Below are 10,194 nucleotides of genomic sequence, written 5' to 3' on the forward strand. Positions count from 1 at the left end.
CGGGGTTCGAACAAACGCAGGCCCCGGTCCGCGCGAACGCGGGCCGGGGCCTGACGGTGAAACGGTGGAGATGGCGGGAATCGAACCCGCGTCCAGTGACGTGGAAAGAGGGCTTCTCCGAGCGCAGTCCGCTGCGATTTTCTCGGCCCCGGAGATCACGCGGACAAGTCTCCGACGGGCTCAGTCACTGTTAAATGTCCCGCAAGCCTCCGTGACCGAGGCTAACGGTGAAGTCCCCTAGCTGATACCAGGAACCGGGACGGGAACAGGCCCGGGCTGGCACCTCACCAGTCGCTACTTATGCAGCGAGGGCGAAGGAATCGCGCTTGGTATTGGCGATTATTTTTTTGCGACATATGGTTTACGAGATCATTGCCGCTTCCTCGGCTCGCTTCCCCTGCTTCGACAACCACTGTCGAAACCGATCATCCCCATGTTGAGTTAACAAGCAGCCGAGCCCCGTGGGGCCCGCTGTGCACCAGTGTACGCCACCCGATGCCGCGACGCCCGGGCTTTTTCCGCGCCGCTCAGGCGCGCTGCCGGCGACGGGCCGCCGACATCGCGCGCTCCGCCTCCCGGGTGTCCTGCTTCTCCCGCAGCGTCTGCCGCTTGTCGTACTCCCGCTTGCCGCGCGCGACGGCCAGCTCGACCTTCACCTTGCCGTTCGTGAAGTACAGCGCCAGCGGCACCAGCGTCAGACCCGACTCCTGCACCTTGCCGACCAGCTTGTCGATCTCCGCGCGGTGCAGCAGCAGCTTCCGCTTGCGGCGCGCCGCGTGATTGGTCCAGGTGCCCTGCGCGTATTCCGGAATGTGCACATTGTGCAGCCAGACCTCACCCCCGTCGAGCTGCCCGAAGCCGTCCACCAGCGAGGCCCGGCCCTGGCGCAGCGATTTCACCTCGGTGCCCGTGAGCACCAGGCCGCACTCGTACGTGTCCAGGATCTCGTAGTCGTGCCGCGCCTTCTTGTTCTGCGCGATGAGCTTGCGCCCCGACCCGATCGCCGTCTCTTTCTTCTTCTTAGCCATGACGTGATCAGTCTACGGCGCCACGCCGCCGCACCGCCGCCCGTTTAACGGCCACCCGCCGGGCCGCCCGGCCACCCGAGACCGGGCCCTCAGCCGGGCCCGGTGGCCAGCCCGTCCAGCACCGTGCGTGCCTTCTCCTCGGCGTCCTCGCCCGCGCCCACCGGCAGATCCGGCTCCACCGGCCGCTCCTCGTCCACCGTCCGCCCCGAGGGCGTCGCGTAGTACCCCACGGTCAGCTCGGCCACCGACCCGTCCGGCTGCTCGCTCGGCATCTGCACCGTGCCCTTGCCGAACGTGCGCGACCCCACCAGCACCGCCCGGTTGCGGTCCTGCAGCGCCGCCGCCAGCAGCTCCGCCGAACTCATCGTGCCGCCGTCCACCAGGACCACCAGCGGCGTACGGGTGTCCCCGCCCGGCTCCGCGTGCAGCGCCCGCTGGTCACCGTGCACGTCGTACGTCGCCACCAGGCCGCCGTCCAGGAACACCGACGCCGCCTGCGCCGCCTCCGTCAGCAGCCCGCCGCCGTTGCCCCGCAGGTCCAGCAGCACCGCGTCCCCGGCCGGGACGCCGCCCACCGCCTCGCGCAGCTGACCGGCCGAACCCCGGGTGAAGGAGGAGACATGGATCCGGGTCACCCCGGGCACCTCCCGGGACACCGACACCGTCTCGGCCGTGAGCCGGGCTCTGGCCACCTCGGCCTCCCAGCGCTCCCCGGCCCGTACCAGCCCCAGCAGCACGGTGGAGCCGGGCCCGGCCGCCGCCGGCTGATCACTGCCGCGCAGCCGCCCGACCGCGTCGGTGACCGCGCCGCCGTCCAGTCCTGCCCCATCGATGGTGACGATCTCGTCACCCGGCAGAATCCCGGCCCGCTCGGCCGGGCTGTCCACGTGCACCTCGTTGACCACGATCCGGCCGTCCGCCGTGCGGCTGACCGCTATCCCGGTGCCCACGTACTCGCCCTCCAGGGACAGCCGCAGCCGCTCGTACTCCTGCGGCGAGTACGCCGCCGCCCAGCGGTCACCGCTGCGGCTGACGAGCCGGGCGGCGTCACCCGCGTCCCGTGGCGCGTCGTCGCCGGCCGCCACAGGGACGCTGTCGGCGCCCTCGCCCTCCGGCTCCTCGATCCAGGAGCCGGTCGCGGCCCCCGACATGAGCACACCGGCGAACACACAGGCCAAAGCCGCCCCACGCCGGACAGACCGGGGCGTCAGCCGATCAGTCGGACCTGACATGGACGGGAGTGTAGGTCACCGGACCGGGGCGCGCGGAGGGCCTTTCGGAGGTGCGTGGCGTGATTCATCACACCCGCGTCACACCTTCAAGTACTTGCGCAGCGCGAAGAACGCCGCCACCGACGGCATGAGGGCACCCACCGCCAGCACGAACGGCAGCACCGAGATCACCGCGTCCCAGCCGATGAAGTTGATCAGCGGGATCTCCTGGGCCAGGAAGTTGTTGATCGCGAAGTACTTGACCCCGACCAGCAGCACACAGGCGAACAGACCGCCCAGCAGCCCCGCGATCGCCGCCTCCAGGATGAACGGCATCTGGATGTAGAAGCTGGACGCGCCCACCAGCCGCATGATCCCGGTCTCCCGGCGGCGGCTGAACGCCGACACCCGCACCGTGTTGACGATCAGCAGCAGCGCCACCACCAGCATCAGCGCCATCAGGCCCAGGGCGGCGTAGTTGACGCCGTTCAGCAGCGCGAACAGGTTCTCCAGCTGCGCCCGCTGATCCTCCACCGAGTAGACGCCGTCGCGCCCGGCGAACGCCGTCGCGACCACGTCGTACCGCTCGGGGTCCACCAGCTTGACCCGGAAGGACTCCTGCATCTGGTCGGGCGTCACCACGGCGGCGATCGGCTGACCCTGCTGCTGCTCCTGGTAGCGGTCGTACGCCTCGCTCGCGGACTCCTCGTACACCTCGTCGACCAGCTGCATGGCCTCCAGCTCGCCGAGGATCTCCTCCTTCTGGTCCTCGGTCACGGCGCCGCGCGCACACTGCGGAGCGTTGTCGGCGTCGTTCTCGTTGCAGAGGAAGATCGAGACCTGGACCTTGTCGTACCAGAAGTCCTTCATGCTGTTGACCTGCTGGTTCGCCAGCAGGGAGCCGCCCAGCAGCGCCAGCGAGAGGGCGACCGAGACGATGACCGCGAAGGTCATCGTGAGATTGCGGCGGAGACCGACTCCGATCTCCGACAGGACGAAGTGGGCGCGCATGGCGTCCTTTCAGTGCGGGGGTGAGTGCGTGAAGCGCCGGAGGTCAGTTCTGGTAGCCGTACACGCCGCGCGTCTGGTCACGCACGAGTCGGCCCTTCTCCAGCTCGATCACCCGCTTGCGCATCTGGTCCACGATCTGCGCGTCGTGCGTCGCCATGACCACGGTGGTGCCGGTGCGGTTGATGCGGTCGAGCAGCTTCATGATGCCCACGGAGGTGTCGGGGTCGAGGTTGCCCGTGGGCTCGTCGGCGATGAGCAGCATGGGGCGGTTGACGAACGCGCGGGCGATCGCCACCCGCTGCTGCTCACCACCGGACAACTCGCCCGGCATCCGCTCCTCCTTGCCGCCCAGGCCCACCAGATCGAGGACCTCGGGCACGGTCTTGCGGATCTTGCCGCGCGCCTCGCCGATCACCTCCATGGCGAAGGCGACGTTCTCGCCGACCGTCTTGTTCGGCAGGAGGCGGAAGTCCTGGAAGACGGTGCCCAGTTGGCGGCGCACCTGCGGCACCTTCCAGTTGGACAGCCGGCCCAGGTCCTTGCCCAGGACGTGCACGGTGCCGGTGCTGCAGCGCTCCTCGCGCAGCAGCAGGCGCAGGAAGGTGGACTTGCCGGAGCCGGAGGAGCCCACCAGAAAGACGAACTCGCCACGCTCGACCTCCAGGGAGACATCGCGCAGTGCCGGCGCGGTCTGCCGGGGGTACGTCTTGGAGACATTGTCGAATCGGATCACGGTTACACCACGTCAAGGCTGGGTACATGCGGCGGAAGCCCCTGGCGGTATCTCCCGGCCGATGGCTGGGGGAGGCTCCCCCCTCGCTGGGCACAGACCTTACGCGACGCGGCGCATGGTGCGCAGACAGCGACCGCTACCACCCGCTTTGCCCTGATCTGGCGTCTGCGGTTACGGCCAAAGCCTGGCACAGTAGGTAAGGAGGGGGACATGAGAGGAGACGATCGCCATGACCGCCGCAGACTGGCTGGTGTGCGCGAACTGCGCCGGGCGCGTGAGCGAGGGCCGGTGCGCCGTGTGCCGGGACCGCCGGGCCCGGATGCGTGAGGAGCGGGGGGCGTGGGGGCCGCTGGGCGCCCCGGGGGCGCTGCTGATGGCGGCGCTGCTGGCGCTGGTGACCGTGGCCCTGCTGGTGGCCAGGCCCGCCTAGAAGTCCTCGGAAACAGCCGTACGGGCCCGGAGCGAGTGGATCGCTCCGGGCCCGTGGGCGTTACGCGAGTGACGCGTGAGGTGCGGGCCGTCGTCAGGCGGCGGCAGCACCCTTGTTGACCAGACGCGGCAGGTAGCGGAAGGCCACCCCACCGGCGATCATGGTCGCGGCACCGATGATCAGCAGCGCCTCGCCACCGGAGGCACCGGTCTCGGCCAGCTCGCCACGCTCCCCGTTCGGGGTCTCCCCGGCGGGAGTGGTGGTGTCCGGCACGGTCTCGGTGATGTCCTCGGCCGGCGGGTTCTGCTCGATCGGGCTGGCACCGCCCTCGGTCTGCGGACCGGGGCCGGTGGCGCCCTCGTTCACACCGGGGCCGGGGCCACCGTTGCCGGAGCCACCGTCGTCGGAGCCACCGTTGCCGCCATCGACGTCACCGTTGCCACCGTTACCACCGTTACCACCGTCGGCGTCACCGTTGCCACCGTTGCCGCCATCGGCGTCACCGTTGGCACCCTCGTCGGCGCCCTCGTCGGAGCCACCATCGGCACCTTCGTCGGAACCGCCGTCGGCGCCCTCGTCGCCACCCTGGTCCGCACCCTCGTCGGAACCGCCGTCGGCGCCCTCGTCGCCACCCTGGTCGGCGCCCTCGTCGGAGCCGCCGTCGGAACCGTCGGAGCTGCCGCCCAGGATGCCGGTGCCGACGGAGTCACCGTCGTCGCCGATCCCGATGAGCGTGGTCTCGTTCTTGTCGGAGCCACCGGTCGCGTTGGCCGTGCCGACCACCGCGAGCGAAGCACCGGCCGCGAAGATCGCAGCCGCGGCCACCCGCGCGACGTTGGCGCGCGTCTTGGAACTGGCCATAAATCCACTACCCCCTGTAGTTATTGATTCTCGACAATGTCTTGTCGTGGGGTCGCAGCCTCACTCAAGGGCTGCGGCGGTGCGGCGGGGGCACCCGCGGCTCGTGCCGGTACGCACCCCGCTGCAACACGCACCCCAGAACACAGGCATGCCGCGAACAGCTTTCCCGCTCGTCATGCGAGCGTCAAGCGGGATGTCCGTTAAATACCCTGCATGGCGTGAGAATTGGGTGAAGGTTACTTCTCCTGCTGTTTGCGCCACCGGATTCCCGCTTCGAGGAAGTCGTCGATGTCACCATCGAGAACCCCCTGCGGGTTGCCGACCTCGTGCTCCGTCCGCAGATCCTTCACCATCTGGTACGGCTGAAGCACGTAGCTGCGCATCTGGTTGCCCCAGGAATTGCCTCCGTCGCCCTTGAGCGCGTCCATCTTGGCCTGCTCCTCGGCGCGTTGGTGCGCCAGCAGCCTCGCCTGGAGGACGCGCATCGCGGCCGCGCGGTTCTGGATCTGGGACTTCTCGTTCTGACAGGAGACGACGATGCCGGTCGGCAGGTGGGTCAGCCGGACCGCGGAGTCGGTCGTGTTGACGGACTGCCCGCCGGGGCCGGAGGAGCGGAACACATCGACCCGGATCTCGTTCTCCGGGATGTCGATGTGGTCGGTCTGCTCCACCACCGGCAGCACCTCGACACCCGCGAAGGACGTCTGTCGCCGGCCCTGGTTGTCGAACGGCGAGATCCGCACCATGCGGTGGGTGCCCTGCTCGACGGAGAGCGTGCCGTACGCGTACGGGGCCTTCACGGTGAAGGTGGTCGACTTGATGCCGGCCTCTTCGGCGTACGAGGTGTCCAGCACCTCCGTCGAGTAGCCCTTGCGCTCGGCCCAGCGCAGGTACATCCGCTGGAGCTGCTCGGCGAAGTCCGCCGCGTCGACCCCGCCGGCCTCGGCGCGGACGCTGATCATCGCCTCGCGGCCGTCGTACTCGCCGGACAGCAGGGTGCGGACCTCCAGCTCGTCCACGGCCTTCTGGACGGCCGCCAGTTCCGCCTCGGCCTCGCGCCGTGTGTCGGCGTCGTCCTCGGCCTCGGCCAGCTCGAAGAGCACTTCGAGGTCGTCGATCCGGCTGTGCAGTTCATCGGTCTTGCGCACCTGGCCCTGGAGCAGGGCCAGCTTGCTGGTGACCTGCTGGGCGTGCTCGGGGTCGTCCCACAGCGAGGGCGCCGCCGCCTGCTCCTCCAGCACGGCCACATCGGCCCTCAACTGGTCAAGGTCGAGGACGGCCTCGATCGACTCCATGGTGGAGGCGAGAGACTTCAGAGCTTCGGATACATCGACGGCTGCCACATACACCAGCGTAACGGCTGCCGCATCCCACCCCGCCGCCAGTCGCCCTCCGGGCGGGCGCCGGGCCGTGGGGGCCCGGCCGGAGCTGGGCGGTGGTCCCGTCGTGCCCGCACCCGGCACGGGGCCGGACGGGCGCCACGGTGCGATCCGCTGCCGGTGGCCCGGGTGGCCCGCCGGGTGTCAGGGGGCGAGGGCTGGTTCGCCGGTGGTGGTGTGCGGGAGCCGGTGGGAGTTGCTGTCGCCGTCGCCGCCCCCGGTCAGCAGCCAGCCGCCGACGGCGGCCACGGCCAGGACGCCCGCCGCCACCGTGATCGCCAGCCGGCGCTTGCGGCGGGCCGCCGCCGCGTGCCGGGCCGAGCCGGCCCGGGCCTGGCCCGGTGCGCGGGGCGTGCGCGCCGTGCCGTGCGCGCCGCCGGCCAGTTCCTCGGCGTCCGGCACCCGCATCCGGGTGTGCGTGGCGCGCTCGTCGTCGGGGATGTCGGACCGCACCAGCGGGACGGCGGCCGGCAGCGGCCCCGGCACCGGCTGCGGCAGGTTCGCCGGCTCCTGGGGCTCGTCCGCCTCGTCCGGGTCGCCGATGTCCAGCGGCGGCAGCCCCTCCAGCGACGGCAGGATCTCCCGCAGCCGGGAGGCCAGCTCCGCGGCGCGCAGCCGCGAGGCCGGGGCCTTCGCCAGGCACTGCTGCAGCACTTCCCACAGCGGGTCCGGCACCCCGGGCAGCCGGGCGGCCGTCTCCGTCACCTGGCGGCGCAGTACGGCCCCGGTGTGCCCGCCGCCGAACGGCGTGAAGCCGGCCAGCAGCTCGTACAGCACCGTCACCAGGGCGTAGATGTCCACGGCCGCGCGCGGCGGCAGGCCCTCGACGATCTCGGGGGCGACGTAGTCGGGGGTGCCGACCACCCCGCCCTTGCCGCCGTGCCGGGGTTCGTCGATCAGCTTGGCGACGCCGAAGTCGGTCAGCAGGGCGGTCGGCGGTGTGCCGGTGCCCTCGGGGGCCGGCTCCAGCAGGATGTTCTCCGGCTTGATGTCGCGGTGCACGATGCCCGCCGCGTGCGCGACGGACAGGCCCGCGGCGATCTGGGCGGTGATGGCCACCGCCTCGTGCGGGGCGAGCCGCCGTTCCCGTTCCAGGTGGGTGCGCAGGTCGGGGCCGCGCACCAGGTCCATCACCAGGGCGAGGTCCTGGCCGTCCTCGCCCCCTATGACGAGGTCACGCACGCCGACGATGTGCGGGTGCTCCAGGCCCAGCAGGGCGTGCCGCTCGTGGGCGAAGCGCTCGGCCAGTTCCGGGTCGGTGGCGAGGTCCTCGCGCAGCAGCTTGATGGCGACAGGGCCCTGGGGCCCTTCCCCGAGCCACACCGTTCCGGCACTTCCGCGTCCCAGGACGCGGTGGGTCGTGTACTGGCTGCCGATGTTCCGTGCCATGGCGTGAGGCTACGACGGCGATCCGGCCACCGGCGGCCCCGGCCGCCCGCCTTGCCCCGCTTTGTGGGCAAGCGGCGGCCGGAATCCATCTCCGGAAGTCGACAAATCCCCCAGGTCACCGACGCGTCAGGAGCCGGAGGTCGCGTCCTGCGCCTTCTCCACCAGACCGAGCCACTCCCCGACGGTGTTGAACCAGTCCTTGGTCGCTTCCCAGAAGCTCTGGCCCTCGGCCACCCATTCCGGCAGCGGCGTGAAGTTCCACAGCAGGAACGCGATCACGGCCATGATCACCACCATGAACAGGCAGCCCTTGAGGCAGCCGAGGCCGGGAATCCGCATGGGATTGGCGCTGCGCGAACGGCCGCGCGGCTCGCGGTCGCGCTCCGGCTCCCGGCGGCGCGGGGGCTCCTGGTACCGCTGGGGCTGAGGCTCGTGGTAGCGCTGCGGCGGCTGCTGGTACGGCTGCGCCTGGGGCTGCGGCTGCTGCTGATAGCGCTGCTCGTCCGCGTACCCGAAGTGCCCGGCCGCCGCCGCCGAGCTGCGCCGCTGCGGACGGCGCTGCGGCTGCGGCTGGGGCTGGGGCTGCGGAGGCTGGCGGCGCTGCGGCTGCCGCTGCGGCGCGCGGTAGAGGGGGTCCTGCTCGGGGTCGAGCTGCTGGAACTGGGTCTGCTCGTTGCGGTCCCGGGCGGCGCGCATCTGGTCCGCCCACGGCGGCGGCGCCTGCGGCTCGTCGGGGCCCTGCTGGGCGGGCATCACCCGGGTGCCGTCCAGGCCACCGTCCGCACCGGCTCCCGCGCCGCCGGCCCCGCCGGCGGAGGGCAGCACGCTGGTGGCGGCGCCGGGGTCGTAGGAGCCCCCGGACAGCGCCTGCGTCGGCTGGGCGTCGGGCCCGCCCGGGCCCGTCACCTTCACCGGCGTGCTGTCGGGCAGCAGCAGCGCCGCCACCCCGTACGCCGCGTCCGACTGCTCCTGGGTGGCGTGCTCGCCGATCCCGGCCACGACGGTGCGCAGCGCGCGGCCCAGGCTCACGGCGCTGGGCCGCTCGTCGGGGCTCTTGCGCAGACAGCGTTCGATGACCGTCCACAGCGGCTCCGGCAGCCCGTCGATCCGGGCGGGCTGCTCGCTGAGGTGGCGCTGGAGGACCTGGAGGGTGTTCTCCCCGGCGAAGGGGGGACGGCCGGTGATCAGCTCGTACATCAGGATGCCGGCCGCGTACACGTCCACGGCCGAGGTCTGCGGGCGGCCCTCGGCGGACTCGGGGGCGATGTAGGAGGGGGTGCCGACGAACTCGTGGGCCCGGGTGACCCCCGGTGAGTCCGCGAGCCGGGCGATGCCGAAGTCGGTGAGCAGCGGGCGCAGCGGGGCGCCGTCCTGGCCGCCGCCGGCCATCAGGACGTTCGCGGGCTTGAGGTCGCGGTGCACCACGCCCTTGGCGTGCGCGGCGGCCAGCGCGTCGGCGACCTGGGCGGTGACCAGGGCGGCGCCGACGGGGCTGAAGGGGCCGTTGTCGCGCAGGTAACGGTGCAGGTCGGGGCCGTCGACGAGGTCCATGACGAGGGCGAGCAGCTCGCCCTCGACGACCAGGTCACGGGTGCGGACGATGTTGTCGTCGGTGAGGCGCAGCAGCACGGAACGCTCGCGCAGGAAGCGCATCACGACATCGGGGTCGTGGGCGAGCTCCTCCTTGAGCACCTTGATCGCGACCAGCTCGCCCGGTGCGCCGGTGACGGCCGCCTCGTCCCCGGCGGCCTCCCGCTGGCGGCCCCGCCACACGGTCCCGGTAGCGCCGCGCCCGAGGGGCTCTTCGAGCAAGTATTTGCTGCCGACCGGCCGCACGTGTGCTCCCTGATGCTTCGCTGATGGTGGTGATGATGACGAGTGAGGACGTGTGGTGACGAGACCGAGTTCTCCACTCTAATGCCGCCGCCGGTGCACCCGGGCGGCCGTCTGTTCGGAAGGTTACGATGCCGCGCCACGGGGAGCTGGTTCCCGGCGGGAGGACCGGCTGAGCGATCAGATCTGGTCAGATCCGGGCAATCAAGATCATTAACTGCGGCTGACGGGGCCAGGTGTCGGCGCCGGGTGCGAGGATGCTTTCACCATCAGCATCCGATGCGATCGAACGGATGCGTTCGGGCGAACGAGCAGACGA

At 71.2% G+C, this 10,194-nt stretch carries 9 protein-coding genes and 1 other RNA gene; 1 reads left to right on the forward strand and 9 read right to left on the reverse strand.

The genetic code is table 11. The features are described from left to right. Window positions 1-62: 62 nt before the first annotated feature. From ssrA to ftsE, 5 genes are all read right to left on the reverse strand, one after another. Window positions 63-433: a transfer-messenger RNA gene (gene ssrA / locus ACTFAP_RS09015) on the reverse strand. 94 nt (window positions 434-527) lie between these two features. Next, complete coding sequence (smpB, locus tag ACTFAP_RS09020) at window positions 528-1,028, reverse strand: SsrA-binding protein SmpB (protein ID WP_030725125.1); 501 nt, start codon at window positions 1,026-1,028, stop codon at window positions 528-530. A gap of 89 nt (window positions 1,029-1,117) precedes the next feature. Then, the gene (locus ACTFAP_RS09025; protein WP_495684152.1) at window positions 1,118-2,260 is read right to left on the reverse strand and encodes a S41 family peptidase; all 1,143 of its coding nucleotides are present in this window, start codon (window positions 2,258-2,260) and stop codon (window positions 1,118-1,120) included. Window positions 2,261-2,338: 78 nt separating this feature from the next. Next, the gene (ftsX, locus tag ACTFAP_RS09030; protein ID WP_495684153.1) at window positions 2,339-3,250 is read right to left on the reverse strand and encodes a permease-like cell division protein FtsX; all 912 of its coding nucleotides are present in this window, start codon (window positions 3,248-3,250) and stop codon (window positions 2,339-2,341) included. Between the two features lie 43 nt (window positions 3,251-3,293). Further along, entirely contained in the window at window positions 3,294-3,983 is a 690-nt protein-coding gene (gene ftsE / locus ACTFAP_RS09035; RefSeq protein WP_030725116.1) for a cell division ATP-binding protein FtsE, read from the reverse strand. 229 nt (window positions 3,984-4,212) lie between these two features. On the opposite strand from ftsE, the gene ACTFAP_RS09040 reads away from it, so the two are divergent. Next, window positions 4,213-4,413, forward strand: a complete 201-nt coding sequence (locus ACTFAP_RS09040) for a hypothetical protein (protein ID WP_390123219.1) — start codon at window positions 4,213-4,215, stop codon at window positions 4,411-4,413. A 93-nt stretch (window positions 4,414-4,506) separates the two neighbouring features. On the opposite strand, the gene ACTFAP_RS09045 is transcribed toward ACTFAP_RS09040, so the two are convergent. The 4 genes from ACTFAP_RS09045 to ACTFAP_RS09060 form a co-directional block, all read right to left on the reverse strand. Beyond that, the gene (locus ACTFAP_RS09045) at window positions 4,507-5,274 is read right to left on the reverse strand and encodes a hypothetical protein (RefSeq protein ID WP_500468754.1); all 768 of its coding nucleotides are present in this window, start codon (window positions 5,272-5,274) and stop codon (window positions 4,507-4,509) included. Between the two features lie 236 nt (window positions 5,275-5,510). Beyond that, window positions 5,511-6,617: a peptide chain release factor 2 gene (gene prfB, locus ACTFAP_RS09050; protein ID WP_495684155.1), complete on the reverse strand. Its 1,107-nt coding sequence runs from the start codon at window positions 6,615-6,617 to the stop codon at window positions 5,511-5,513. Between the two features lie 180 nt (window positions 6,618-6,797). Further along, a complete protein-coding gene (locus ACTFAP_RS09055) occupies window positions 6,798-8,042 on the reverse strand; it encodes a serine/threonine-protein kinase (RefSeq protein WP_500468755.1) in 1,245 nt (414 codons plus the stop codon). A gap of 126 nt (window positions 8,043-8,168) precedes the next feature. Continuing rightward, window positions 8,169-9,878, reverse strand: a complete 1,710-nt coding sequence (locus ACTFAP_RS09060; protein ID WP_500468756.1) for a serine/threonine-protein kinase — start codon at window positions 9,876-9,878, stop codon at window positions 8,169-8,171. Window positions 9,879-10,194: the final 316 nt, after the last annotated feature.

This window comes from Streptomyces sp. PH9007, from assembly GCF_059813725.1.